General features: G+C 64.4%; 30 protein-coding genes. 19 read left to right on the forward strand and 11 right to left on the reverse strand.

From position 1 onward, the window contains the following. Positions 1–35: 35 nt before the first annotated feature. The 4 genes from EN818_RS04925 (at position 36) to EN818_RS04940 (ending at position 4,507) form a co-directional block, all read left to right on the forward strand. Positions 36–2,759 carry a sensor histidine kinase KdpD gene (locus tag EN818_RS04925; protein WP_095804305.1) on the forward strand — a complete coding sequence of 908 codons (2,724 nt, stop codon included), beginning with the start codon at positions 36–38 and terminating at the stop codon, positions 2,757–2,759. Continuing rightward, positions 2,756–3,448 carry a response regulator transcription factor gene (locus tag EN818_RS04930; RefSeq protein ID WP_129553795.1) on the forward strand — a complete coding sequence of 231 codons (693 nt, stop codon included), beginning with the start codon at positions 2,756–2,758 and terminating at the stop codon, positions 3,446–3,448. The genes EN818_RS04925 and EN818_RS04930 overlap by 4 nt, the downstream gene beginning before the upstream one ends. A gap of 42 nt (positions 3,449–3,490) precedes the next feature. Further along, positions 3,491–3,892, forward strand: coding sequence for a hypothetical protein (locus EN818_RS04935; RefSeq protein ID WP_348628765.1), 402 nt, complete (start codon positions 3,491–3,493; stop codon positions 3,890–3,892). A gap of 147 nt (positions 3,893–4,039) precedes the next feature. Continuing rightward, positions 4,040–4,507 (forward strand): NUDIX hydrolase, encoded by a 468-nt coding sequence (locus tag EN818_RS04940; protein WP_095804307.1) that lies wholly within the window; start codon positions 4,040–4,042, stop codon positions 4,505–4,507. Positions 4,508–4,513: 6 nt separating this feature from the next. Here the strand turns inward: EN818_RS04940 and EN818_RS04945 are convergent, their stop codons facing one another. From EN818_RS04945 to EN818_RS04965, 5 genes are all read right to left on the reverse strand, one after another. After that, the gene (locus EN818_RS04945; protein WP_095804308.1) at positions 4,514–5,353 is read right to left on the reverse strand and encodes a citryl-CoA lyase; all 840 of its coding nucleotides are present in this window, start codon (positions 5,351–5,353) and stop codon (positions 4,514–4,516) included. Then, positions 5,350–6,534, reverse strand: coding sequence for a CoA transferase (locus EN818_RS04950; RefSeq protein WP_095804309.1), 1,185 nt, complete (start codon positions 6,532–6,534; stop codon positions 5,350–5,352). Before EN818_RS04950 ends, EN818_RS04945 begins: the two co-directional genes overlap by 4 nt. Before the next feature lie 15 nt (positions 6,535–6,549). Then, positions 6,550–8,073 carry a tripartite tricarboxylate transporter permease gene (locus tag EN818_RS04955; RefSeq protein WP_129553794.1) on the reverse strand — a complete coding sequence of 508 codons (1,524 nt, stop codon included), beginning with the start codon at positions 8,071–8,073 and terminating at the stop codon, positions 6,550–6,552. 4 nt (positions 8,074–8,077) lie between these two features. Next, complete coding sequence (locus EN818_RS04960; protein WP_095804902.1) at positions 8,078–8,611, reverse strand: tripartite tricarboxylate transporter TctB family protein; 534 nt, start codon at positions 8,609–8,611, stop codon at positions 8,078–8,080. A gap of 119 nt (positions 8,612–8,730) precedes the next feature. Beyond that, a complete protein-coding gene (locus tag EN818_RS04965) occupies positions 8,731–9,708 on the reverse strand; it encodes a tripartite tricarboxylate transporter substrate-binding protein (RefSeq protein WP_129553793.1) in 978 nt (325 codons plus the stop codon). A 200-nt stretch (positions 9,709–9,908) separates the two neighbouring features. On the opposite strand from EN818_RS04965, the gene EN818_RS04970 reads away from it, so the two are divergent. The 6 genes from EN818_RS04970 to EN818_RS04995 all read left to right on the forward strand — a co-directional run bounded on the left by EN818_RS04970 (position 9,909) and on the right by EN818_RS04995 (position 12,659). Beyond that, on the forward strand, positions 9,909–10,667 hold the full coding sequence (locus EN818_RS04970) for an IclR family transcriptional regulator (RefSeq protein WP_095804312.1): 759 nt from the start codon (positions 9,909–9,911) through the stop codon (positions 10,665–10,667). Positions 10,668–10,761: 94 nt separating this feature from the next. After that, positions 10,762–11,085 carry a metalloregulator ArsR/SmtB family transcription factor gene (locus EN818_RS04975; RefSeq protein WP_095804313.1) on the forward strand — a complete coding sequence of 108 codons (324 nt, stop codon included), beginning with the start codon at positions 10,762–10,764 and terminating at the stop codon, positions 11,083–11,085. Continuing rightward, positions 11,082–11,492: an SRPBCC domain-containing protein gene (locus EN818_RS04980; RefSeq protein ID WP_095804314.1), complete on the forward strand. Its 411-nt coding sequence runs from the start codon at positions 11,082–11,084 to the stop codon at positions 11,490–11,492. Before EN818_RS04975 ends, EN818_RS04980 begins: the two co-directional genes overlap by 4 nt. A 61-nt stretch (positions 11,493–11,553) precedes the next feature. Next, positions 11,554–11,781 carry a hypothetical protein gene (locus EN818_RS04985; protein WP_095804315.1) on the forward strand — a complete coding sequence of 76 codons (228 nt, stop codon included), beginning with the start codon at positions 11,554–11,556 and terminating at the stop codon, positions 11,779–11,781. Then, positions 11,781–12,230 carry a DUF1801 domain-containing protein gene (locus EN818_RS04990; RefSeq protein ID WP_095804316.1) on the forward strand — a complete coding sequence of 150 codons (450 nt, stop codon included), beginning with the start codon at positions 11,781–11,783 and terminating at the stop codon, positions 12,228–12,230. The genes EN818_RS04985 and EN818_RS04990 overlap by 1 nt, the downstream gene beginning before the upstream one ends. Before the next feature lie 33 nt (positions 12,231–12,263). After that, complete coding sequence (locus EN818_RS04995) at positions 12,264–12,659, forward strand: DUF1801 domain-containing protein (protein WP_095804317.1); 396 nt, start codon at positions 12,264–12,266, stop codon at positions 12,657–12,659. A 19-nt stretch (positions 12,660–12,678) separates the two neighbouring features. Here the strand turns inward: EN818_RS04995 and EN818_RS05000 are convergent, their stop codons facing one another. After that, complete coding sequence (locus EN818_RS05000; protein ID WP_095804318.1) at positions 12,679–13,227, reverse strand: GNAT family N-acetyltransferase; 549 nt, start codon at positions 13,225–13,227, stop codon at positions 12,679–12,681. A 206-nt stretch (positions 13,228–13,433) separates the two neighbouring features. Here EN818_RS05000 and EN818_RS05005 point away from each other — a divergent pair, with 206 nt between their 5' ends. After that, positions 13,434–13,889, forward strand: coding sequence for a DUF2214 family protein (locus tag EN818_RS05005; RefSeq protein ID WP_095804319.1), 456 nt, complete (start codon positions 13,434–13,436; stop codon positions 13,887–13,889). 50 nt (positions 13,890–13,939) lie between these two features. Here the strand turns inward: EN818_RS05005 and nth are convergent, their stop codons facing one another. Continuing rightward, the gene (nth, locus tag EN818_RS05010; protein WP_095804320.1) at positions 13,940–14,743 is read right to left on the reverse strand and encodes an endonuclease III; all 804 of its coding nucleotides are present in this window, start codon (positions 14,741–14,743) and stop codon (positions 13,940–13,942) included. A gap of 22 nt (positions 14,744–14,765) precedes the next feature. Here nth and EN818_RS05015 point away from each other — a divergent pair, with 22 nt between their 5' ends. From EN818_RS05015 to EN818_RS05040, 6 genes are all read left to right on the forward strand, one after another. Next, entirely contained in the window at positions 14,766–15,260 is a 495-nt protein-coding gene (locus tag EN818_RS05015) for a DUF2244 domain-containing protein (protein WP_095804321.1), read from the forward strand. Between the two features lie 110 nt (positions 15,261–15,370). Further along, positions 15,371–16,264: a methylated-DNA--[protein]-cysteine S-methyltransferase gene (locus tag EN818_RS05020; protein ID WP_095804322.1), complete on the forward strand. Its 894-nt coding sequence runs from the start codon at positions 15,371–15,373 to the stop codon at positions 16,262–16,264. A 167-nt stretch (positions 16,265–16,431) separates the two neighbouring features. Further along, positions 16,432–17,337, forward strand: a complete 906-nt coding sequence (locus EN818_RS05025; RefSeq protein WP_095804323.1) for a ribokinase — start codon at positions 16,432–16,434, stop codon at positions 17,335–17,337. Beyond that, the gene (locus EN818_RS05030; RefSeq protein WP_095804324.1) at positions 17,334–18,794 is read left to right on the forward strand and encodes an amidase; all 1,461 of its coding nucleotides are present in this window, start codon (positions 17,334–17,336) and stop codon (positions 18,792–18,794) included. Before EN818_RS05025 ends, EN818_RS05030 begins: the two co-directional genes overlap by 4 nt. 97 nt (positions 18,795–18,891) lie before the next feature. Then, positions 18,892–19,506: a LysE family translocator gene (locus EN818_RS05035; protein ID WP_095804325.1), complete on the forward strand. Its 615-nt coding sequence runs from the start codon at positions 18,892–18,894 to the stop codon at positions 19,504–19,506. Positions 19,507–19,574: 68 nt separating this feature from the next. Then, entirely contained in the window at positions 19,575–19,892 is a 318-nt protein-coding gene (locus EN818_RS05040) for a hypothetical protein (protein ID WP_095804326.1), read from the forward strand. 147 nt (positions 19,893–20,039) lie between these two features. Here the strand turns inward: EN818_RS05040 and EN818_RS05045 are convergent, their stop codons facing one another. Next, the gene (locus EN818_RS05045) at positions 20,040–20,981 is read right to left on the reverse strand and encodes a nucleoside hydrolase (RefSeq protein ID WP_095804327.1); all 942 of its coding nucleotides are present in this window, start codon (positions 20,979–20,981) and stop codon (positions 20,040–20,042) included. Between the two features lie 164 nt (positions 20,982–21,145). Here EN818_RS05045 and EN818_RS05050 point away from each other — a divergent pair, with 164 nt between their 5' ends. Together EN818_RS05050 and EN818_RS05055 are read left to right on the forward strand one after the other, a co-directional pair. Beyond that, positions 21,146–21,571 (forward strand): Hsp20 family protein, encoded by a 426-nt coding sequence (locus EN818_RS05050; protein WP_095804328.1) that lies wholly within the window; start codon positions 21,146–21,148, stop codon positions 21,569–21,571. Positions 21,572–21,634: 63 nt separating this feature from the next. Continuing rightward, complete coding sequence (locus EN818_RS05055) at positions 21,635–21,892, forward strand: DUF1150 family protein (protein WP_095804329.1); 258 nt, start codon at positions 21,635–21,637, stop codon at positions 21,890–21,892. A 79-nt stretch (positions 21,893–21,971) separates the two neighbouring features. Here EN818_RS05055 and ptsN read toward each other — a convergent pair whose 3' ends face one another. The 3 genes from ptsN to rpoN form a co-directional block, all read right to left on the reverse strand. Continuing rightward, on the reverse strand, positions 21,972–22,436 hold the full coding sequence (ptsN, locus tag EN818_RS05060) for a PTS IIA-like nitrogen regulatory protein PtsN (protein ID WP_095804330.1): 465 nt from the start codon (positions 22,434–22,436) through the stop codon (positions 21,972–21,974). Positions 22,437–22,498: 62 nt separating this feature from the next. Beyond that, positions 22,499–23,086 carry a ribosome-associated translation inhibitor RaiA gene (gene raiA / locus EN818_RS05065; protein WP_095804331.1) on the reverse strand — a complete coding sequence of 196 codons (588 nt, stop codon included), beginning with the start codon at positions 23,084–23,086 and terminating at the stop codon, positions 22,499–22,501. A 421-nt stretch (positions 23,087–23,507) separates the two neighbouring features. Continuing rightward, on the reverse strand, positions 23,508–25,037 hold the full coding sequence (gene rpoN, locus EN818_RS05070; RefSeq protein WP_095804903.1) for an RNA polymerase factor sigma-54: 1,530 nt from the start codon (positions 25,035–25,037) through the stop codon (positions 23,508–23,510). Between the last annotated feature and the right edge of the window lie 87 nt (positions 25,038–25,124).

A 25,124-nucleotide genomic window follows, 5' to 3' on the forward strand; every position in this document is an offset into this window, starting at 1 on the left:
CGACACCATCCCCGGCGCAATTCATGATTGGATCGATGCCGGACGACAGGACCAATCTCGAGAACAGACCTTCTCCCGACGCGCTGCTCGAGCATGCCGAGCGGGAGGGTCGCGGCCGGCTGCGCATATTTCTCGGGGCCGCGCCCGGTGTCGGCAAGACCTACGAGATGCTGATGGCGGGCCGCGCCCGGCGCGCCGAAGGTATCGATGTCGTGGTCGGCATCGTCGAGACGCATGGCCGCAAAGAAACCCAGGCCCTCGTCGACGGCTACGAGGTGATCCCGCGCCGCCAGGTCGAGTACAAGGGACGCGCCCTTGAGGAGATGGATATCGACGCCATCCTGAAGCGGCTGCCGGCGCTCGTCCTGGTCGACGAGCTTGCCCACACCAACGCGCCCGGCAGCAGGCATCCCAAGCGCTATCTCGATGTGCAGGAGATCCTCAGGCAAGGCATTGACGTTTACACCACGCTGAACATCCAGCATGTCGAGAGCCTGAACGATGTCGTGGCCCAAATCACTCGGATCAGGGTGCGCGAGACGGTTCCCGATTCCATCATCGACCAGGCCGACGACATCGAGATCATCGACCTCACCCCCGACGACCTGATCCAACGGCTGCGGGAAGGCAAGGTCTACTTCCCTCACACCGCCCAGCGAGCGATCGAGAACTATTTTTCGCCGGGCAATTTGACGGCGCTGCGCGAGCTGGCGTTGCGCCGCACCGCCCAGCGCGTCGACGAGCAGTTGCTCAACCACATGCAGTCCCACGCCATTCCCGGGCCGTGGGCGGCGGGCGAGCGGGTTCTTGTCTGCGTCGACGCGCGTCCGGGCGGGGCCGCCCGCATCCGCTACGCGCGAAGGCTGGCCGACCGGCTCCGTGCGCCCTGGACGGCGCTCCATGTCGACACCCCGCGCATCGCCGGCATGTCCGAGGAGGACAAGGACCGGCTGGCGACGAACCTGCGTCTTGCCGAGCAGCTTGGCGCCGAGACCGCGACCATTCCTGGCCAGAACGTCGCCCAGGATATCATTCGCCACGCGACGGCGAACAACTTCACCCATATCGTCGTCGGCCGACCGACCCGCTCGCGCTGGCGGGAGCTGATCGAGGGTTCGCTCACCTATGATCTGATCCGCAATGCCGGCAACATCAGCGTCCATGTCATTGCCGGCACCGAACGCGACGCGGAGGTCGCCTCTGCGAGGGTCAAGGCCGCAGCCGAACAGAAGCCTTTTCAGATCTGGCCCTACCTGTTCGCCACCGCCTTTGTCGCCGGCGCGGTGGCAGTCAGCTCGGTACTCGATCAATTCCTCGACGTTCGCAATCTCGCGATCGTGCTTCTGCTGTCGGTGCTGACATCGGCGGTGACGTTCGGGCTTTGGCCAGCACTTTACGCCTGCTTTCTGAGCGCGCTTGCCTTCAACTACTTCTTCCTCGAGCCTCGCTACACGCTGACGATCAGGGAACCAGAGAGCATCGTTGCCTTTGCCGTTTTCCTCGTCGTCGCTGTCATCGCCAGCAATCTGACCGCCCGCGTTCAACGCCAGGCGGTCGCCGCCCGCTCGCGCGCCCGGGCCACGCAAGATATCTACTCCTTTTCGAAGAAGCTGGCCGGCGCCGGCACGCTCGACGACGTGCTTTGGGCCACCGCCTTCCAGATCGCCTCGATGCTGAAGCTGCGCGTGGTGCTGCTGCTGCCCGAAAACGGCACCATCACCGTCAAGGCCGGCTACCCGCCGGACGATACGCTGGCCGAGGCCGACATCGCGGCGGCGCGCTGGGCGTGGGAGCATGACCGGCCGGCCGGCCGCGGCGCCGATACGCTGCCCGGCGCGAAGCGGCTCTATCTGCCGTTGCGAACGGGACGTACGGCCGTCGGCGTGGTCGGCCTCGATAGCGACAAGCAGGGGCCGCTGCTGACGCCCGATCAGCAGCGCCTGCTCGATGCGCTTGCCGACCAGGCGGCGGTCGCCATCGAGCGCATCCAGCTCGTCGCCGATGTCGACCGCGCCAAATTGGCGGCGGAGGCCGATCGGCTGCGTTCGGCTCTGCTGAGCTCCATCTCCCATGACCTGAAGACGCCGCTGGCGGCGATCATGGGCGCGGCCGGCACGCTTCGCGAGTTCGCGCCGGCGCTGCCCGAGGAGGATCGGGCCGAGCTTCTGTCGACCGTGCTGACGGAATCGGAAAGGCTGAACCGCTTCATCGCCAATCTGCTCGACATGACCAAGATCGAATCCGGCGCCATGGAGCCGAACTACGCTTTCCACTATGTCGGGGACATTGTCGGGTCGGCGCTCAATCGTGCCCACAAGATCACCGGCGAGCACAGAGTTGACACCGACATTGCGCTGGACCTGCCGATGCTGCGGCTCGATCCCGTGCTGTTCGAGCAGGCGCTGTTCAACCTCCTCGACAACGCCGCCAAATACGCACCGCCCGGCTCGGCCATTCGCTTGCAAGGCTGGGTCGACAACGGCTCCGTCATCCTGCAGGTCATGGACGAGGGGCCGGGCATCCCGCCCGAGGACCTCGAGCGGGTTTTCGACAGCTTCTATCGGGTGCGCAAGGCCGACCAGGTCCGCGCCGGTACCGGCCTTGGCCTGTCGATCAGCCGCGGCTTCATCGAGGCCATGAGCGGCACCATCTCTGCCGGGAACCGCTCGGACCGGTCGGGCGCGGTCTTCACCATCAAAATGCCGCTGCCGGAAGAAGTTCCGGATGTTGCTGCCGCCAAAACGGATGATGCTGCATGACCAATCCGAACGTCAGCATCCTTGTCGTCGACGACGAGCCCCCGATCCGCAAGCTGCTTCGGGTCGGCCTCGGCAGCCAGGGCTACACGGTCTCCGAGGCGCCGAATGGCAAGGCCGCGATCGATCTCATGAACGCGGAGCGGCCCGACCTGATCCTGCTCGATCTCGGCCTACCAGGCATCACCGGCCTCGAGCTGCTCGGCAAATGGCGCGCCGACGGCCTCGACATTCCGGTCGTCATCCTGTCCAGCCGGACCGACGAGGCGGGCATCGTGACGGCGCTTGATCTCGGCGCCGACGACTATGTCACCAAGCCGTTCGGCATGAACGAGCTTATCGCTCGCATTCGCGTCGCGCTGCGCCACAAGTTCCAGCAGCAGGGCGAGAAGCCGGTCTTCCAGACCGGTGATCTCAGCGTCGACCTCGTCAAGCGCATCGTCAAGGTCGAGGGCAAGGAGGTGAAGCTGTCGCCGAAGGAATACGACATCCTGCGCATCCTCGTGCAGTACGCCGGCAAGGTGCTTACCCACCGGTTCCTGATGAACCATATCTGGAACGATTCGACCGATGTGCAGTATCTCAGGGTCTATGTTCGCCAGCTGCGTCAGAAGATCGAGAAGACGCCGGACCAGCCACGCTACATCACGACCGAGACCGGCGTCGGCTACCGTTTGCGCGAGGTTGACTGAGCCGAGCGCGCCGATGCCCGATTGGCCATTTTCCTTGGCACGATGATCAACCAGCTGGTCATCTCCCAGCCTTGGGACCATGGTACATCGGGACAGACGCCCTATATTATCGCGAAGGTTCTTTTTCTGCGGAAGGAAGCGATGGCGCACCCTCGCCTGTTGACGATTGGGATATCGGCGGTTCTCACGGCGGCTGTGCTGTCGGGCATGGCGTCGCATGCCTCGGCCCAAGTCGCCATCCCTGCAAATCGCAACGCCATCCAGCAGAACGAGCTGCAGATGCTGCAGAACCGGCTGCAGCGGCAGCAGTTCCAGCAAGAGCAGCAGTTCTATCGCGAGCAGGACCGGCAGGTCGTGCCGAAGCCTCGCCCCGACGTGCCGGTGGTCAAGCCGAGTTGCCAGTCCCAGGTGATCGGCAACACAATTTCACGCGTTTGCCGCTGACAATCCGCTTTTTTCGGATTATTTAGCCGACTTACTTGCTGGCAATGCCGGATCGCATGGGCGGCGGTTTTGGGGTTTTGCACGGGCGATGCCTCGTCGCGCGCGGTGTGGGCGCGACCGGGGCTTGGCCCTTGACCGGATTTTGGGATGGCTACAGCCAAGAAGAAAGCAGTGCGCAAGGCAAGGAAGGGAGAGCGGATCCGCCAGGTCGCGGCCATTCCCTTCCGCCTGGACGGACGAGGCGGCATGGAAGTGATGCTGGTCACATCGCGCACCACGCGTCGCTTCATCGTGCCCAAGGGGTGGCCGATGAAGAGCAAGAGCGGGCGCAAGGCGGCGATGATCGAGGCCCAGGAAGAAGCGGGCGTGCTGGGGAAGATCCTGAAGCAGCCGGCCGGCACTTATTCCTATTGGAAGCGGCTGGAGAGCCGTTTCGTACGCGTCGACGTCATCGTCTACCTCCTTGCCGTTGGCGAGGAGATGGCCGACTGGCAAGAGTCCGGGAAGCGCGAACGGGCCTGGCTTCCGCCGGCGGATGCAGCACTGCTGATCGACGAGCCGGAACTTTCGACATTGCTCAGGGATTTGCGGATTCCCGCCGCCGAGGCGACCTGAAATCCCTCATGTCGCGTCGTCCGGAAAAGGTCGCGCCGGGGTTCCTGTATAGGCCCACAGCCACTCCCTTGGCAGCGGTCCCTTGTTGCGCTCGCTCTCCTGCGACTGCTCCCAGGCATGCGCGAGGATGCCGACCGAGCGCGACAAGACGAACAGGCCGCGCGTCAGCGCCGGCGGGAAGCCAAGCTCGCCATAGATGACGGCGGTGGCCCCATCGATGTTGAGCGGGATCGCCTTCCCCTTGCGCCTGGCCACGTCCGCCTCGATCGTCTCGGCGATGTCGGCGTAGCGGCCGCCGACCACGCCGCGGGCCGCAAACGCGCGCGTCAGTTGAATGAGGCGAGGCGCCCGTGGGTCGACCGGGTGGAAACGATGGCCGAGGCCGGGCACATAACCCTTCTCCTCGGCAAAGAAGCGGTCGAGCCGGATTGTTGCCGCCTCGGCCAGCGTCGCGCCGCCATCCATCGCCGCCGCGATGTCGCCATAGAAGGCAAGCGCCTGCTCGCCGGCGCCGCCATGCACGTCGCCCAGCACGTTGATGGCCGAAGCCATGGCGTTGTTGATGCCGACGCCGCAGGTCGCCGCCATGCGCGCAATCGCAATCGACGGCGCTTGCGGGCCGTGGTCGACGGCGGCGCCGAGTGCTATGCCGAGAAGCGCTGCCTGCTCCTCGCTCGGCAGTTCTCCGCGCAGCATCAACCAGATCATCGCCGGGAAGCCGACGCGGCCGATCAGGTCCTGGATTTCATAGCCGCGCAGCCGGATGACGCCGGGATGCATCTCGATGATGCCGGTCTGCCACCATTCCTCGCCGCGCTCGCGGCCAGTCTTCTTCTGCGCGCTCATGGCCGCGTTCCCGTCTTGTCACGCTTCGGCAGTGCGGCAAGGATTTCGTCCATATGCTCGCCGAGGCGCGGCGGCGGGGCGGCGGGCGACGGTGCCGCGCCGTCGACCATGAAGCCGCCGCGCACCACCGTCAGCGGTCTGTCCATGCCGGGGACGTGCTGGAAGCGGGTCGCCATGCCACGCTCCGTAACCTGACGTTCTTCCAGCACCTGAGGGATCGTCAGCACCCGTCCCGCCGGCACGCCGGCCCGGTTGAGCTTTTCCTCCCAGGCTGCGGCCGGCGCGCCCGCAAGGGCTTCTTCGATCAATAGCTTCAACGCCGCGCGATTGCGCTTGCGTGTTTCGCGCTCCGCAAAGCGCGGCTCCGACGCCAGTTCCGGCCGTCCGATCAATTCGCACAGCGTGACGAACTGCTCCTGCTTGTTGGCAGCGATGTTGAGCAGGCCAGCGCCGGTGCGAAATGCACCCGAGGGTGCTGCGGTCATGTTCTCATTGCCCATGGGCTGCGGCTCGACGCCTGCCGTCAGATAGTTCGACACCGGCCAGCCGAGCGCCGACAACGTGCATTCCAGCATCGAGACGTCGAGAAAGGCGCCCTCGCCGCTCGTCTTCTGCCGCACCAGCGCCGCGGCGATCGCAAAAGCTCCGACCAGGCCGCCGAGTGTGTCGGCCACGGGATAGCCGACGCGCAGCGGCGCGGTGTCCGGCGTGCCGGTGATGCTCATGATCCCGGACAGTCCCTGGATGATCTGATCGTAGGCGGGGTTGCCGCGCATCGGTCCGGTCTGCCCGAAGCCCGATATGGCGCAATAGACCAGGCTCGGCCGTATTTCTCTCAGCTGTTCATGGCCGAGGCCCAAACGGTCCATGACGCCGGGGCGGAAATTCTCCACCAGCGCATCCGACGTGGCGACGAGATCGAGGAAGCGGTCCCGGTCCGCCTCGTTCTTCAGATCGAGCACGACCGATCGTTTGCCGGCATTCTGCGCCAGGAACGAGGCGCCCATGCCGGCACTGTTGAGCTCCGGCGAAGCGCCAAGCTGGCGCGCGAGATCGCCGCCCGGCGGCGCTTCGATCTTGATCACGTCGGCCCCGAGCAGCGCCAGCTGATAGGCGCAATAGGGGCCTGCCAGCACATTGGTGAGGTCGAGGACGCGGATGCCGGAAAGCAGGCCGTTCATGGCGCAGCGAGCCGTTCAGGCGTCGCCGGGCACATGCTCCGGCCCGCGCCTGCGCCGGTGCTCGATATAGGCCCAGATGTGCGGGCCGGCGAGGCCGATGAAGGCGAGCGTCAAGAGCGTCAGCGACAGCGGATGCCGGAAGAACACCGTCCAGTCGCCATTGGCGATCGTCATCGCCCGGCGGAACTGCGTTTCGGCAAGCGGCCCGAGGATCATGCCGATGATGACCGGCGCCGTGGGAAAATCGAAGCGCCGCATCAGGAAGCCCGCGGCACCCAGCAGATAAAGGATGAGGAGGTCGATGGGCGACTGCGAGATGCCATAGGTGCCGACCGTGGCGAAGACCAGGATACCGGCATAGAGCTGCGGCGCCGGTATCTTCAATAGCCGCACCCATAGCCCGATCAGCGGCAGGTTGAGGATGACGAGTATGACGTTGGCGATGAACAGGCTGGCGATCAGGCCCCAGACGAGATTGGCCTGCGTCGTCAAGAGCAGCGGTCCGGGATTGATGCCGTAGCTCTGGAAGGCGGAAAGCATGATCGCGGCGGTCGCCGAGGTCGGCAGGCCCAGCGTCAGCATCGGCACCAGCACGCCGGCGGCCGAGGCGTTGTTGGCCGCCTCCGGCCCGGCCACGCCCTCGATGGCGCCGACGGTTCCGAACTCTTCCTTGTGCTTCGACAGCTTCTTTTCGATCGCATAGGAGAGGAAGGTGGGGATCTCGGCACCGCCGGCTGGCATCGCGCCGATCGGGAAGCCGATCACCGCGCCGCGCAGCCAAGGCTTCCACGAGCGCGCCCATTCGGCAGCCGTCATGTAGAGCGAGCCCCTCAGCGGCACGATCTCGTCCTTGCCGGCATAGCGGCGCGAGGCCATGTAGAGCGTCTCGCCGACGGCGAAGAGGCCGACCGCCACGATGATGACGTCGACGCCGTCGAGCAGTTCGCCCGTGCCGAAGGTGAAGCGCGGCTGCCCGGTCTGCAGGTCGACGCCGATCATGCCGATGACGAAGCCGACGAAAAGGCTAGTCAGTCCTCGCACGGAGGACGAGCCGAGCACCGCCGAAACGGTGATGAAGGCGAGCACCATCAGCGAGAAATACTCCGCCGGTCCGAACGCCAGCGCAAACTTGACCACGACCGGTGCCAGGAATGCCACGCCAAGCGTGCCGATGGTCCCGGCCACGAAGGAGCCGATGGCCGAGGTGGCGAGCGCAGCCCCGCCGCGCCCGGAGCGCGCCATCCGGTTGCCTTCGAGCGCAGTGACGATAGTGGCGCTTTCACCAGGCGTGTTGAGCAGGATCGACGTCGTCGATCCGCCATACATGGCGCCGTAATAGATGCCGGCGAACAAAATGAAGGAAGCTTCCGGCGCCACTTGGTAGGTGATCGGCAATAGCAGCGCAATGGTCAGCGCCGGCCCGAGGCCTGGGAGCACCCCGATGGCGGTGCCGAGGGTTGTGCCGACCAGGCACCACATAAGGTTGGTCGGCGTGAAGGCGACTGCAAATCCGTGCGCGAGATAACCGAGCGTGTCCATGATCTCAGCCCCTCGCACCGAAGACTGTGTTGATCAGCGCATTGAGCTGGTTCTCGATGAGACCCGCGCCGATATTGACGCCGAGCGCCCTGGCGAAGCCGAAATAAGCTGCCAGCGCCAGCACCAGGCCAAGCAGCGCGTCGCGCAAAGGATGCCGGCTGCCGAAACCGAAGCAAACCAGCACGAACATGATCACCGACGCCGCGGTGAAGCCGAGCGGCTGGATGAGAAGCAAGTTGGCGAGGAGGCCGGCGATCACGAAGCCCATCGACTTCCAGTCGGTGGGGGTTTCCTTCTCCTCGACCGGCTGCCAGCCGCCGCGAACCGCGGCAAGGATCAGCAGCAAGGAAAGCACGATCATCCCGAACATGGTGATGTAGGGAAAGACGGTCGGGCCGACCTTGGAATAAAGCGGCGACACCGGGATCGCCAGGGTCTGCCAGGCGACGGCACCGGCGCAGGCCAGAAGCCCGATGCCGATCAACAATTCGGGTACGGCCAGGCGCGGCGCTGGAGGCTGTTGTTCGCTGGTGCTCATGATCTCCTCCCGGATGGCCGACATCGCCGGCATCGCCGCAGTTTCAATGCTGCTCGGTCAGCTGTCATACCGGTCCGAAGGGAAACCAGGTCCCCTTCGGACCTTGGGCAGGCTGGAAATCAGGCGAGGCCGAGATCCTTGAGGATGGCGGCGATGCGGGTCGTATCTTCGGTCACGAACTTGGCGTAGTCGTCGCCCGTGAGCAGGATCGAAGTCCAGTTTCGGTTCTTGCATTCGGTCGCCCAGGCCTCGCTCTTGGCCATGGTCTCGATCAGCTTGATCATCGCCGCCTTGTCGGCATCCGAAACGCCGGGCGGGGCGAAGACGCCGCGCCAGTTGAACAATTCGACGTCGATGCCCGCTTCCTTGAGCGTTGGCGCGTCGATGCCCTCCTGACGCTTGTCGGAGGAGATGGCGAGCAGCCTGAGAGCGCCTGCTTTGATCTGCTCGGAGAATTCGCCGTAGCCGGAAATGCCTGCCGCGACCTGGTTGCCGAGCAGCGCCGACAGCGCCTCGCCACCGCCGGCGAAAGGCACGTAGGACAGGTTCGCGGCGGGCACGCCGGCCGTCTTGGCGATCAGGCCGAACAGGATATGGTCCGTGCCGCCGGCCGAACCGCCTGCCACCGGAACCTTCGTCGGATCTTCCTTCAGCGCGGCGACAAAGTCGGCCGCGGTCTTGAACGGCGAGTCCGCCGGCACGACCAGCGCCTCGAATTCGCCGGTGAGCCGGGCGATGGGCGTCACTTCGGTGAGATTGTTGGCGGCCTTGTTGGCGATAATGGCGCCGACCATGACCATGCCGGCGACCATCAGCGAATTGCCCTTCCCCTTCCACTGATTGACGAATTGCGGCAGGCCGACCGTGCCGCCGGCGCCGCCGACATTGGTGATCTGCGAGCCCGAGATCAGCTTTTCAGAGCGCAGCACCTGGTCGATCGTGCGCGCGGTCTGGTCCCAGCCGCCGCCGGGCGCTGCCGGCACGAAGATCTGGATCTGCGGCGCGTCCTGCGCAAAAGCCGGCGTGAGGTGCAATGCGGCGAAGCTGGCGGCGCCGACCGCGGCGGTGCTCGTCAAGAACTTGCGTCTGTTCAGCATGGGGATTCCTCCAAATCACGACACCTCCTCCGGTGCCTGCCAAGGCCGGGCCTGAGCGAAGACCCGCTTATCGAGTTCAAGCAATGTCGCCTCGTTCTGTCAATGGGAACGGCATTCTTCTAGACAGAACGCGTCCGACCGGCCAAAATCTGTTGTCCGGGTCGCTCCCGGATTGGAGCGACCATGAAATCACGGCAGAAATGACAGACACTCCCTCCAGCCCGCCGGCAAACGACGGAGTTGCCGCGCTCGACCGCGCGATCGCCATCCTCGATGCATTCACTTCCGCGGACCGCTCGCTTGGTTTGGCCGAGATCGCGACCCGCACCGGCCTCTACAAGAGCACGATCCTGCGGCTGGCGAACTCGCTCATGCGCGGGCAGTTGCTGGAGCGCCTGGAGGACGGGCGATACCGCGTAGGCCCGGCCACCTTCAGGCTGGGTACGCTTTACCAGCGTTCGGTCGTGGCGATCGACATCCTGCTGCCGATCATGCGGGACCTGTCCGACCACAGCGGGGAAAGTGTCGCTTTCTATGTCCGCGCAGGTGACGTGCGCACCTGCCTCTACCGGGTCGAGTCCAAGCATCCGATCCGCTACACGATACGCGAAGGCGACGTGCTGCCGCTGCTTGCGGGCTCCGGCGGGCGCGTGCTCGCCGCCTTCTCGGGCGAGCCGGGCGAGCCTTACGAGACGATCCGCAAAAACTGCTTCTATATCTCCCTCGGTGACCGGGACCCGCAGACATCGGGTGTTTCCGCACCCGTATTTGGACCGGGCCGGACATTGGTCGGCGCATTGACGCTCGCTGGTCCGAGCGCGCGGGTCGACCTGGCTTTCCTGCAGCGGATGCAGCGCCCGTTGCTCGAAGCCGCCGCGCGCGCCACGCGCGCTTTTGGCGAGCATTCGCCGTGGCCGCATGAAGCCAGTGTGAAGGCGGACACCGCCTCCCCGACTTGAGCGCCCGCATCATGGCCGCACCGGTATAGCGGCTTGACATACATATATCCCGCTGGTTATAGATCAATCAATAACCAATGAGTTATTGATTGCCATGTCGGCCACGCACGAAATGCTCTTCCGAACGCTTGCCGACCCGACAAGGCGCGCCATTTTCGAGTGTCTGTGCCGCCAGGGCGAGCAGTCGGTGGGCACGCTGACGGCGCAGGCCGGCGTCTCGCAGCCGGCGGTGTCGAAGCATCTCGGCCTCCTCAAGGAAGCCGGATTGGTACGTGACCGCCATGAGGGCCGGCAGACCCATTACAGCGCGCAGCTCAGCGCGCTGGCGCCGCTGATGGACTGGACGCGGGACATGGCCGGGTTCTGGGAAAGCCGGTTCGATGATCTCGAAAACCTGCTCAAAAGGATGGACCAATGAATGAAGTTTCGGTCGAGACCCGCTCCGTCGTCGTCGAGCGCGAGATCCGTCACCCGCCGGAAAAGATCTGGCGCGCGCTCACGCAACCGCATCTCATCGAGGAGTGGCTGATGAAGAACAACTTCAAGCCGGTTGTGGACCACCGTTTCGATCTCAGCGCGGACTGGGGTGCCGTCGCCTGCCGGGTCCAGACCGTGGAGCCCAACAAGACGCTGTCCTACACATGGGACACCAAGGATCTGGAGAGCGTCGTCACCTGGACACTCACCCCGACGAGCATGGGCACTCATCTGCGCATGGAGCAAACGGGCTTCCGCGCGGATCAGCAGTCATACTATCGTGGCGCCACCGTCGGCTGGCAGAGGTTCCTTACCGCCCTGGAAGATGTCCTGGCGCGGATCGACTGAAGGCCCGCCGAAGGGTCGGAACAACGTGACGAAGATTGCCCATTCTGCAGAGGAGGCGGCTTTGGACTGGAGCAAGTCGATCAGGCAGCTGCATCGCTGGTTGTCGATCATCTTTACGGTGACCGTGATTGCCAACTTCGTCGCCATGGCATTGGGCGAACCACCCGCCTGGGTGGTCTATTCGCCTCTGCCGCCGCTGTTCCTGCTGTTGTTCAGTGGGCTCTACATGTTCGTGCTGCCCTACGCCGCCAAACGGCGCGGCGCTCGCGCAGAGGCGGGTTCGGCCTGATGGGGAAGGCGAAATCGGCGAAGGTCGCCGCCAAGCCGGCGGGTGAGAAGCCGGTCCTGCTTTCCGGCGGCAACCCGCAGATTGCCAAAGGCTATGGAGACGCTCCTGTGCAGGCCTATATCGCCGCGATGCCGGGCTGGAAGAGCGAAGTCGGCCGACGTCTCGACGAACTTGTCATGGAAGCCGTGCCCGAGGTGCGCAAGGCCGTCAAATGGAACTCGCCGTTTTACGGGATGGAAGGCGAAGGCTGGTTTCTCGGCATCCACTGTTTTACCAGGTATATCAAGGTGGCGTTCTTCCGCGGCATGTCGCTCGAGCCCATTCCGCCCGTTGAGTCCAAGAGCAAGGACACACGTTATCTCCACATCCATGAGGGCGACCAGCTGGACGAAGCGCAATTCGTCTCCTGGGTAAAACAGGCGAGCCGGCTGCCCGGCGAACGCATGTGAACCGGTCTTGCATCGAAGCCAGAAGGAAAACAGATGAAAAGCGAATCGCAGGACAGCAGATCTCCTTCCGAGCTGATCGATGGCCGGATCGAGGAACTGGGCGACTGGAGGGGCGATATGCTCGCGCGGTTGCGCGCCCTGATCAGGCAAGCGGACCCGGACGTCACCGAGGAGTGGAAATGGCGCGGCGTGCCGGTCTGGGAAGACGCCGGAATGATCTGCACCGGCGAGACCTACAAGGAGGTCGTCAAGCTGACTTTCGCCAAGGGCGCGGCACTGCCCGATCCGACGGGTCTCTTCAACGCCAGCCTCGAAGGCAACACACGGCGCGCCATCGACTTCCGGCAAGGCGAGCAGGTCGATGAAGAGGCGCTGAAGGCTCTTATTCGCGCGGCCGTGGTCCTGAACAAGTCCAGGCTCAAGCGCTGATCCGAACGTCTGTCGCCGCCTATTCGCTGCCTCCGGCCTGCCTCTTCAACAGGATCGTCGGCTTTTCGTGATAGGTGGTCCGCAGGGTTTCGCGATAGCCGTTCCTTTCGGCCACCTTGAGCGATGCGCCGTTTTCGGGATCGATGATGCACACGGTGCTGGCCGGCCCGAACACCTCGTCTCCCCACGCAACGATCCGCCCGACGACCTCGCTGGCAAGTCCCTGACCCTGCGCCTCCGAGGCCAGCGCCCAGCCTGCCTCCGGCACACCCTCGATCGACGGCTCGATATCGCGCTTCAGATCATGGAACCCGGCCTCGCCGGCAAAGCGGCCCGTCTTTTTGTCCTCGATCGCCCAGAAGCCGTAGCCCAGCAGGGACCAGAGGCCCGCATGGCGCAGGAAGCGCATCCAGCTCTCCTCCCGGGTGCGCGGCTTGCCGCCGATGAAACGGGTGACTCCGGGATCGGCCCACATGGCGACATAGGTCTCGAAATCGTCGAGCGCATGTGCCCGCAGGATGGTCCGCGCCGTCTCCAGGACCGGAACGCCGGCTTGCTTGCTGTTCATGGATTTCGCCCCTGTTGAGCCCGCAGCGCTACGCAGGCTGGCGCAGCCGGACAAGGGCCAGCATCACCCAGGACCACGGGGCAGCCAAGACCTGACCGGCGCCGAGCGCGTCGACGTCTCGCGCATTCTGCCGCCTGCCCAGCCGTCTGGGAATTTTGAGCGACGATGCTACTCTTCGAACGATTCAGCCACGTCAGGAAGAGCGCATGGATACGACTGATCTTGTATTGGCCATTCTGCATCACCTGCTGGTGTTTTCGCTGGCCGGCATCATCGGCGCCGAATTCGTGCTGGTGCGCGGCGACTTGCCTGCCGCCACGCTGAAGCGCCTGGCCGGTATCGACCGCCACTATGGCATCATCGCCACGCTCATCGTGGTCGTCGGCGTCTGCCGGGTGTTCTTCGGCCTGAAGGGCTGGGAATTCTACGTCTACAACTGGGTGTTCTGGGCCAAAATGATCGCCTTCATCATCGTCGGGCTTCTGTCGATCATCCCGACCGTGCGCTTCATCTCCTGGAACCGGCAGGCGGGCGGCAATCAGTCCTTCTCGGTGCCGGCGGCCGAACTCGCCTCGGTCAAGACCTATGTCCGCGCCGAAGCCTTCATCTTCCTGCTGATCCCGGTCTTTGCTGCAGCCATGGCGCGCGGCTATGGCTACTGAGCCCGGAAGGTTGTGCAGCAGTTTCTCCGGAATTTGCGAGCAAACGAACCCTAAGCTCCGGCAGAAGGCGCCTCCTCCAGCGGCGCGATCGGCACCAGCGGCGCCGGCACGTCGGTGGTCTTCTCCTTCGACTTGCAGATATCGGCGATCACGCAGGCCGGGCAGTCGGGCTTGCGCGCCTTGCACACATAGCGGCCGTGCAGAATCAGCCAGTGATGCGCATGGCGCATATACTCGGCCGGGATGACCCTCAACAACCCCTGCTCGACCTCCTCCGGCGTCTTGCCGGGCGCTAGCCCGATCCGGTTGCCGATGCGGAAGATATGCGTGTCGACAGCCATCGTGTGCTGGCCGAAGGCGACGTTGAGCACGACATTGGCGGTCTTGCGCCCGACCCCCGGCAGCTTGACCAGTTCGTCACGGTCCTCCGGCACGTTGCCGCCGTAGTCGTCGATCAGCGCTTTGGAAAGCGCGATGACATTCTTGGCCTTGTTGCGCCAGAGCCCGATGGTTCGGATATAGTCGCCGACCTTGGCCTCACCCAGCGCCAGCATCTTCTGCGGCGTATCGGCCACCGCGAATAGCGGCCTCGTCGCCCTATTGACGCCGACATCGGTCGCCTGCGCCGAAAGCACCACCGCGACCAGCAGCGTGAAGGCGTTGACATAGTCGAGCTCGCCTTTCGGCTCCGGACGCTGCACCGAAAAGCGCCGGAAGATCTCATGCACCTCGGCAGCGCTGTAGACGGAGCGCGTCCTGCCCTTCAGGGGTCGCGCCCTCGGTCTCGCATCGATCGAGGCTGATGCGGAGGGCTTTTTGACAGGGGCGGGATTTTTGGACTTGGGAGGCGCCATTTCCTTCCTATAATATTACCTCATGAGCGACACAAACGCCTCGTACCAAGCCGACGAGCCATTCTTTCAGGCACTGCTCACGCCCCATCGTTCCCTCGGCCGCACCGGCTTCTTCATCCTGATGGCCGCGCTGCTGTTCGGCTGGGCGGTTACCGGCGCGATCTTCCTGGCGCATGGCGCATGGCCGGTGTTTGGTTTCTTCGGGTTGGACGTGATCGGCGTCTACGTCGCCTTCCGCCTCAACTACCGCGCCGCACGAGCCCGTGAGGAAATCTCCGTCTCGCGCACAAGCCTCGACATCCGCAAGACCGCGCCGTCCGGCCGCTCCGAAGCGCATCATTTCAACCCGTTCTGGACGCGGTTTTCGATCGCCCGCCACACCGAGATCGGCATCACCAGGATGGCGGTCGAGGCGCAAGGCAAGAGCGTTTCGATCGGCGGCTTCCTCAATCCGGACGACCGCGAGAGCTTCGCCTCCGCCTTTTCGCGGGCTTTGGCGACCGCCAAGGCGCGCTGAGACGCGCTCCAGCCGAAATCGAAGTCCATCGGGTATGCTCCCGGCAAGGCAAGTTTCGGGTGGTGATCGGCCGTCCGAACGGCGATATTCGCGCTCAAGGAGATAGACCGATGAACGCTCAAATGCCTGTCAAGACGACCGCGGTCCTGGAGAAGGACATCACCCCGGAAGGCAGCGACTACGAGATCGTGCGCCGCGCCATCGAGAAGATCAGCCTCGACTATCGCGACCAGCCCTCTCTCGAGGTTCTGGCGGCGGAAGTCGGCGAGACGCCCACCGGGCTGCAGAAGCTGTTCACCCGCTGGGCCGGGCTGTCGCCGAAAGCCTTCCTGCAGGCGGTGACGCTCGATCACGCGCGCAGGCTGCTCGATTCCGGCATGCCGCTGCTGGAGACCTCTTTCGAGCTCGGCATGTCTGGACCGGGACGGCTGCACGACCTGTTCGTCACCCATGAGGCGATGTCGCCCGGCGACTACAAGACCCGCGGCGCCGGCCTCACCATTCGTTATGGCTACCATATCTCGCCCTTCGGCATCGCGCTGATCATGGTCACCGATCGCGGCCTGGCCGGCCTCGCCTTCTGCGACGCGGGCGGCGAGCGAGAGGCCTTCGCCGACATGTCCGGCCGCTGGCCGAACGCAACCCATGTCGAGGATATGTCGGCGACCCAGCCTTATGCGGCGCGGATCTTCGATCCGGCGCTCTGGCGCGCCGACCAGCCGCTGCGCGTGGTGATGATCGGCACCGACTTCCAGCTGCGGGTCTGGGAAGCGCTGCTGCGCATCCCGATGGGCCGGGCCTGCACCTATTCCTCGATCGCGGCCAGCATCGGCGCGCCGAGCGCAAGCCGGGCTGTTGGCGCCGCGGTCGGCGCCAACCCGATGTCTTTCGTCGTGCCTTGCCACCGCGCCCTCGGCAAATCCGGAGCGCTCACGGGCTACCACTGGGGCTTGACCCGCAAGCGCGCCATACTGGGCTGGGAAGCTGGCCAGCTGGGATCCTGAGACCACGATCACGCCAATGATGTCGGCCGCCGGCGCGCAACCCACGTGATCTGGAACCCGACGGTCTTTGCAGCTAGCCTCCTGGCCAAGCATTTGTGTAAATGCAAACACTTGGAGTGAATCGGCATTCGATCGAAGGCTGAACGGCTCCTGCAGGAGGCGCTTCTTTGATCATCATTGTCGGCTCGATCAATCTCGACCTCATCGCCAAAGTCGACCGTTTGCCGGCACCTGGCGAGACGGTGCGCGGCTCCGGCTTCGTCACCGCGCCCGGCGGCAAGGGCGCCAACCAAGCGCTGGCCGCGGCTCGTGCCGGCGCCCAGGTGCGCATGGTCGGCGCCGTCGGCAAGGACAGTTTTGCCGGGGACGCCCTGGCGCTGCTCAAGGCCGGCAATGTCGATCTTTCCGGAGTCGGCGAGAGTTTTGCCTCCACCGGCACGGCGCTGATCCTGGTCGGCGCCGACGGCGAGAACGTGATTGCCGTCGTCCCAGGCGCCAACGACTCCTTGGTTCCTGGCGACCTCGCCAAGGCCTACCTTAAGAAGGGTGATGTCGTGCTGTTGCAGCATGAGATCTCGCTGCAGACGGTCGAAGCGGCACTCGACGCGGCACGGGAGGCCGGCGCCGTCAGCGTGCTCAACACCGCGCCTTTTCGGGCAGAGGCCGCCGGCTTTCTCGGCAAGGCCGACTATGCCGTCGCCAACGAGACCGAATTCGACCTCTATGGCGAGGCGCTTTCGCTCTCCGGAGACGACCGGCAGGAGCGCATGCGGGACTATGCCAGCAAGACCGGCAAGACCATTGTCGTCACCCTCGGCGGCGACGGTGTTCTGGCCGCTACCCCGGACAGTTTCCTGACCGTTCCGGCGCTGAAGATCACCCCGGTCGACACGGTCGGCGCGGGCGACACCTTCTGCGGCTATTTCGGCGCCGCCCTGTCGACGGGCCTGCCGCTTGAGAAGGCGCTGGCCCGCGCCGCCGCGGCCGGCTCGCTTGCCTGCCTCAAGCCCGGAGCACAGCCGGCGATCCCGCTGGCAAAGGATGTCGAGGCGGCTTTGGCGGTCGGGCGGTGACGGCCACCCGTCCCAAGACGAAGCATGCCGTGCCGCCGGCCGGCGACATCTGCCGGCTGTCCGCCGTGGCGCTTGCCGCCAGCATCAGACAACGCCAGTTTTCGGTGCGCGAAGTCGTCAGCGCTTTTCTCGACCGCATCGACGCCGTGAACCCGCTGGTCAACGCCATCGTTTCGCTGCGCGACCGGGCCGGCATTCTGGCCGAGGCAGAAGCGGCGGACGCCCGCCTGGCCGGCAACGGCGAGGTTGGATCGCTGTTCGGCCTGCCGATCGCCATCAAGGATCTGGCTCTGACGAAGGGGCTCAGGACGACGTTCGGCTCGCCGATCTTCGCGGACTTCATTCCGCAGGAGGACGACTTCTTCGTCGAGCGCATCCGCAGGGCCGGAGCCATCATCATCGGCAAGACCAATGTCCCGGAGTTCGGGCTGGGCTCCAACACCTACAACCCGGTCTTCGGCCCGACGCTCAACGCCTTCGATCCGGCGCTCACGGCCGGCGGCTCGTCGGGCGGCGCGGCCGTGGCGCTGGCGCTCGACATGCTGCCCGTCGCCGACGGCAGCGACTTCGGCGGCTCGCTGCGCAATCCCGCCGCCTACAACAATGTCTATGGCTTTCGCCCCTCGCAGGGGCTGGTGCCGGCCGGGCCCGACATCGACGTGTTCCATGCCCAGATGGGTGTCGAGGGGCCGATGGGCCGCAGCGTGCGCGACATTGCGCTGCTGCTCGACGAGCAGGCCGGCTATCACCCGGGCGCCCCGCTTTCGCACGACAGGCAGGGCTCCTTCCTCGAGGGCCTGCGGGCGAACGCGGCCGGCGGCCGCATCGCCTGGCTCGGCGACCTCGGCGGCCATTTGCCGATGGAGCCGGGCATTCTCGAGCTTTGCGAATCCGCCCTCGCGCGCTTGGCGGATGCATCCTTGGCCAGCGAGGCTCTGGTGCCGGATGTTGACTTCGAGGCCTTGTGGCAGGCTTTCGTCGTTCTTCGCCAGGCCAGCAGCGGCTGCGGACTGAAAGCCCACTACGACGATCCGGCCAAACGCAAGCTGCTGAAGCCCGAAGCGGTTTGGGAGGTGGAACAGGCGATGCGCCTGGCGGCGCCGCAGGTGCACGCCGCCACCGTCCGACGCTCCTCATGGCACCGCACGCTGCTGTCGCTGTTCGAACGCTTCGATCTCGTCGCCTTGCCGAGCGCACAGGTCTTTCCCTTCGACGTCACCACCCATTGGCCACGCGAGGTCGCCGGGCAGTCCATGGACAGCTATCACCGCTGGATGCAGGTCTCCGCCTTTGCCACGCTGGGCGGCTGCCCGGCGCTCAATGTGCCGGTCGGCTTCGATCAAAGGGGACGGCCGATGGGCATGCAGCTGATCGGCCGCCCGCGCGGCGATCTGGCCGTGCTCAAAGCCGGCGCTGCCTATGAAGCGACGCTGCCCTGGCCGGCAGGCGCCGTCTGAAAGGCTTGTCTCCGGTTCGCGCTGAGCTTGCGCCGGCAGCGGTGCCGTGCATTGATCCTGCCCGGCCGCGCCGCATCGCCGCCATCGAGGGAAGACCATGTCGCTGGAACTTTACGCCACCTATGTCGTCGCCTGCATCGTCATCATCCTGGTGCCCGGCCCCACCATCACGCTGATCATCGCCAACAGCGTCCGCCACGGCTCGAAGGCTGGTCTGGCCAATGTTGCCGGCACCCAGGCCGGGCTCGCGATCATGATCGCCATTGTCGGCATCGGCCTCAACACGCTGATCGCTGGCATGGGCCACTGGTTCGAATGGGTGAGGCTGATCGGCGCCGCGTACCTGATCTGGATGGGCGTCCAGATGTTCCGCGCCAAGGCCGCGCTCAATCCCGACGGATCGGCCAGGAAGCCGCGCGGCGGCTTCTTCCTGCAGGGCTTCCTGGTGGCGATTTCCAACCCGAAGACGCTGGTCTTCTTCGGCGCCTTCTTCCCGCAGTTCATCGCGCCGCAGGGCAATTATACGCTGCAGATCGTGGTCATGGGCCTGACCGCGATGGTCTTCGCGGCCATGTCGGATTCGACCTACGCGCTTGCCGCCGGTCGGGCCGGACGCATGCTCTCTGCCAGGCGCGTCAAGCTGCTGTCCCGCATCAGCGGCAGTTTCATGGTTGGGGGCGGGTTGTGGCTGGCATTCTCGAAGGCAAAGTAAGACACAACCCGCAGGCCTTCACAACAACACTTCTGATCCCCACATCATAGGCGCTGGGGGTCAAGCAAATGCTTAGCATCTACACTGAACTGCGCAAGAACGCCTTCGGCATTCTGCTGCTTGGCATGCTGTTTGCATTTGGTGCGTTCGACTTCATGCGCCAAGTGGCAAATGATGCAAGTCCCATCCGTTCAGTGGAGTCGTTGGGCGCTACAATCAAAAGCGTTCAGTGGGACAAAGGCTCTCCGATAACCTATGTGCTTTTTCTCGACAGCGGCGCCACGGTGCTCATCAATGAAGATCGGCCGCAGCTTATCGGCTCACACGCGAATATAGAACGCGTCACCCGCAACAACGGCTTCGTCTTCTACCGCTTTCCGGAATGAACGCGCGACAATGGCACCAAAAACCTTCGGCTGCTTACTGCATGTCGCCCAGAAGTGTGCAGCGGTCCTGGGGCAACGACATGCATCAAAGAAAGACTTAAAGCACGCCGGCCGAATCCTTTTCTGCGCGACACGCATTAAGCGGCCTTACAGCCGCCCCAGCCTCTCCAGCAACAGCGCAAAGAAACCGTCATGGTCAATGTCGCGCATCACCATGGCGTTCTTCTCTCGCTCGGTGACGCCCCACCAGTCGATCACCGTCATGCCCATGGTGAGCTCGGAGGTCGTCTCGACGCTGACGTTGCAGCGGCGGCCCTTGAACAGCTCCGGCTTGATCAGATAGGCGATTACGCAAGGATCGTGCAGCGGCCCGCCGTCGGTGCCGTATTTCTCCTCGTCGAAACGCTCGAAGAATTCCAGCATCTCCGCGGTCGCGGTGCCGACCTTGGTGCCGAGCTCGCGAAAGGCTTTGGTGCGCTTGGCCGTGGTCAGCGCCTTATGGGTGACGTCGAGCGGCATCATCACGATCGGAATGCCCGATTTGAAGACCATGTCGGCCGCATGGGGGTCGACATAGATGTTGAATTCGGCGGTGGGCGTGACGTTGCCGCCCTCGAAGAAGCCGCCGCCCATCAGCACGATTTCCTTGATGCGCGGCGCAATGCGCGGTTCGCGGATCAGCGCCAGCGCGATGTTGGTGAGCGGTCCGAGCGGGCAGAGCGTGATCGTGCCGCTGTCCTCCCGCATCAGCGTCTCGACGATGAAATCGACGGCGTATTGTTCCTGCAGCGGCATCGTCGGCTCCGGCAGCTGCGGTCCGTTGAGGCCGGTCTTGCCATGCACTTCCTCGGCGGTCACGAGCTCGCGGGCCAGCGGGCGGATGGCGCCGGCATAGACCTTGATGTCGCGCCGGCCGGCGAGTTCGCAGATCTTGCGGGCATTCTTCTGGGTGAGGCTCAGCGGCACGTTGCCGGCAACGGCGGTGATGCCGACGATCTCCAATTCGGAGCTGCCGAGCGCCAGCAAGATGGCGACGGCATCGTCCTGGCCGGGATCCGTATCGATGATGATCTTTCGTGACTGCGGCATTTCAATTCCTTTTGGGAGTCTTTTTTGGGCGGGGTTTTGGGTGGGATTTTGGGCGGGTCTATGACGGCTTGAACTTGATCGCGCGGCGGACCATATCAAGACCATCGGGAAAAATGCCATGCGGGTTTTTCCAGTTTATGTCGCTCTCGAGAGGACAGTGTAACATGAGCCGAATGACGCCCTTCTCCAGCCCGCTTCTCTTGGGCTTCGACGCGATGGAAAAGACCCTCGAGCGTCTGGCGAAGTCGGGCGACAGCTATCCTCCTTACAACATCGAGCGCCTGAGCGCGTCCGACGGCAACGCCGAAAGGCTGCGCATCACACTCGCGGTCGCGGGCTTCGCCGAAAGCGATCTCGATGTCACCACCGAGGAGAATCAGCTCATCGTGCGCGGCCGCCAGACGGACGATACCGAGCGCGAGTTCCTTCACCGCGGCATCGCCGCGCGCCAGTTCCAGCGCTGCTTCGTGCTGGCCGACGGCATGCGGGTGATCGGCGCGGAGCTGAAGAACGGGCTTTTGTCGGTCGATCTCGACCGGCCCGAGGCCGAGCGGCTGGTACGGAAAATAAACATATCGGTGAAAGACTGATCTTCGCCGATGGCTCTATGCGAGGCGGCCCTGAGCGGCGTTCTCGCGGCAAGGAGGCTTGAAATGACCAGAACTGACGAAACCCTTACCATGACCAGCGGCGAACTCGCCCATCTCGGCGAAGGATCGGTCGCTTATTTGAGGAAAGTGTCGAGCGACGATCTGCGCGGCCGCTTCCCCGGCCTCGAGGAAATCGCTCCCGGCCTGGAACTGTGGGCGTTGTTTGCCGCCAACGGCCAGCCGATCCTGCTTTCCGACGCCCGCGACCGGGCACTGGCGGGCGCGCTGGAGAACGATCTGACCACGGTCGCCATTCACTGACCTCAATCAATCTCTGAATTTGGGGCCTGAATTGGAAAGGGCCGCACGCGCGGCCCTTGCAAGGACTGATCCTGAAACCTCAAGCCGCGTGCGAAGCCTGCGTATCCGACAGCAGCGCATGGATCGCTACCGCGTCGCGCGTCCCTCTGATCTTGGCCACCGTGTCGGCATCGCGCAGCACCCGTGCGATGCGCGACAGCGCCTTGAGGTGATCGGCGCCGGCGCCTTCGGGCGCCAGAAGCAGAAACACCAGATCGACCGGCTGGTCGTCCAGCGCCTCGAAATCCACCGGCGACTCCAGCCTGGCGAACACGCCGGCGATCCGCTTCACCCCGGCCAGCTTGCCGTGTGGGATGGCGATGCCGTTGCCGACGCCCGTCGAGCCCAGCCGCTCGCGCTGCAGGATGGTGTCGAACACTTCCCGCTCCGGAATCCCCGAAATTGTTGCCGCCCTCTCCGACAACAATTGCAGAAGCTGTTTTTTGGAATTCGCCTTCAACGCCGGCATGATCGCCGGAACGCTGATGAGATCACTAAGATCCATGCTTGAAAAATCCCTTGCTCGCCTGCCGCGCCGGTCGTCGCCCCCTCGCGCGGCCGGCTTCTTTATCCCTGCGCGACTTTGGTCGTCGATGGATCGATCCAGCCGATATTCCCATCCGGCCGGCGGTAGACGATGTTGAGATGGTCGTTTCCGGCGTTGCGGAAAACGAAGACAGGGCTGTCCTTGGTATCGAGCTCGATGACCGCCGACGCCACCGACATGGTGCGCAAGGTCATGGTTGATTCGGCAACGATGACCGGAGCGAAATCCTCCGGAATGTCCTCCTCATCGTCGGCGAGCGGGGCCACCACGGTGTAGGCGATATCGGTGGGCTCCTCGCCGTTGCCGTTGCCGGCGTTGCGCGACTTCAGCCGGCGCTTGTAGCGCCTCAGCCGCGTTTCCAGGCGATCGGCTGCCGCCTCGAAGGCAAGCGTCGGATCCTGGGCGTCGCCCGTCGCCTGCAATGAAGCTCCGGAATCAAGCCGGATCATGCAGTCGGCCGAAAAACGCGACCCTGATTTGATGACCGTGACATGTCCTGAAAAACCCCGATCGAAATATTTCTCGATCGCCTCGCCGACGCGGTCGTTGATGCGTGTGCGGAACGCATCGCCGATGTCCATGTGTTTTCCCGAAATGCGCAGATTCATCTGAAAACTGACCTTCCTTGCTCAGGCTTCAAACTGTTCCGAGTTTATACCCGTGGCACGCGCGCACAAGCTTTGCGGCGGCGCGCGCGCCGATTTTAACCCTGAACTTTCCGGTTGATCACAAGTTGCCTTATTGGCCGTCCAAGACTTTCGCCTTGGCGGACCCGTCCGCGTGCGGCCATCAGGGCCCCGTCTCATGCGGGCGGGCTTCTAGCCACTTCATCGCGGCTTGTCAATGAACTGCGAAGCTGTGGAAATCCGGCAAAGCCGGAACGTTACCAAGGTCTGTCGAGATTCAGGTCAGGCCGAGACGAGCATGGGGTTTGCGGGAACCGGAACGGAGCACAGTTTTGGTCCGTGAGTACCAGAAGCGCGGAACACCAGCATTCGCAGGCCGGCATCACCTGAATCTCGATGGGCATTAGCGCCCTGCGTTGGCCAGCGCCCTCTTCTCGCGTCGCCGCTGGACCGAGGAAGGTATGTTCATTCCTTCCCGGTATTTGGCCACGGTGCGCCGGGCAATGTCGACGCCGCTCTCCTTCAGCATGTCGACGATAGCATCGTCGGAAAGCACGTCGACGGGCTTTTCCTCATCGATCAGTTGCTTGATGCGATCGCGCACGGCTTCCGACGAATGCGCCTCGCCGCCGGCCGCCGAAGCGATCGAGGCGGTGAAGAAGTAGCGCAGCTCGAACACTCCGCGCGGCGTCAGCATGTATTTGTTGGCGGTGACGCGGCTGACCGTCGATTCGTGCATGCCGATCGCGTCGGCCACCGTGCGCAGGTTGAGCGGCTTGAGGTGACGCACGCCATGGACGAGGAACGCGTCCTGCTGGCGCACGATCTCCGAAGCCACCTTCAAAATCGTCCTGGCCCGCTGGTCGAGGCTGCGCGTCAGCCAATTGGCGTTCTGCAGGCACTCGGCCAGAAAATCCTTTTCCGCCTGGTCCTTGGCATGGCTGGAGACACGGGCGAAATAGACCTGGTCGACCAGCACCCGCGGCAGCGTATCGGCGTTGAGCTCGACCGCCCAGCTGCCGTCGGCGGCCGCCCGCACCTCGACGTCGGCCACGATGGCGTCGCTCGCGCCACCTGAAAACGCCATTCCGGGCCGCGGATCGAGCGCCCGGATCTCCGCCAGCATGTCGAGAAGGTCTTCCTCGTCGACGCCGCAAATCCGCTTCAGGGTCTGGAAATCCCGCCGTGCCAGAAGCTCGAGATTGGCAACCAGCACCTTCATGGCCGGATCGAGCCGGTCGCGCACGGCAAGTTGCAGCGACAGGCATTCGGCCAGGTCGCGGGCAAACAGGCCGGCCGGCTCGAAGCTTTGGCACACCTCCAACACCCGCGCCACAGCCGCTTCGTCAGCGCCCAGCCGCGCGGCGACTTCCTTCAAGTCGACTCGCAGATAACCAGCTTCGTCGAGGCCATCGGCCAGTTCCCCGGCGATGAAGCGCGCTGCCGGCGCGTGGAAGGCAAGGGCGATCTGCTCGCCGACATGCTCGCGCAGCGTGGCCGCGCTGGCGGCCATGTCGCCGACATCGAACCCCTCCGACGACGAAGCGCCGACGCCGGATCCGGAGGCCGACTTCCATTGCGCCGTCAGGTCGGGACCGAGCCGTTCACGGGTGCCAGGATCGTCGGGGAACAGGTTTTCCAGCGAAGAATCGAGTTTTTCCGAGATCGCCTCGGCGCTCCACTCCGCCTCGCTCTCGAACCAGTCGCCGTCGGCGCCAGGCTCCGAAGCGGCTTCGCTCTTCTGCTCGGGTTCGCTCGCCGCATCATCCTGCGGCTCGGCACGCTCGAGCAGAGGATTGCGCTCGATCTCATCGTCGATGAAGCGTTCCAGTTCGATATGGGTGAGTTGCAGCAGCCGGATCGACTGCATCAGCTGCGGCGTCATCACCAGCGACTGGGACTGTCTGAGCTGCAGTTTGGCCGCCAGCGCCATGGTTTGGTTCAAACGCCTCGTCTATGCATCGGACTGTGCCGAAGCAGAATTTGCCGACCGGGAATAGAAACTGGCCCGGCTTTTGCT

Source organism: Mesorhizobium sp. M3A.F.Ca.ET.175.01.1.1 (assembly GCF_004791945.1).
GTDB lineage: Bacteria > Pseudomonadota > Alphaproteobacteria > Rhizobiales > Rhizobiaceae > Mesorhizobium.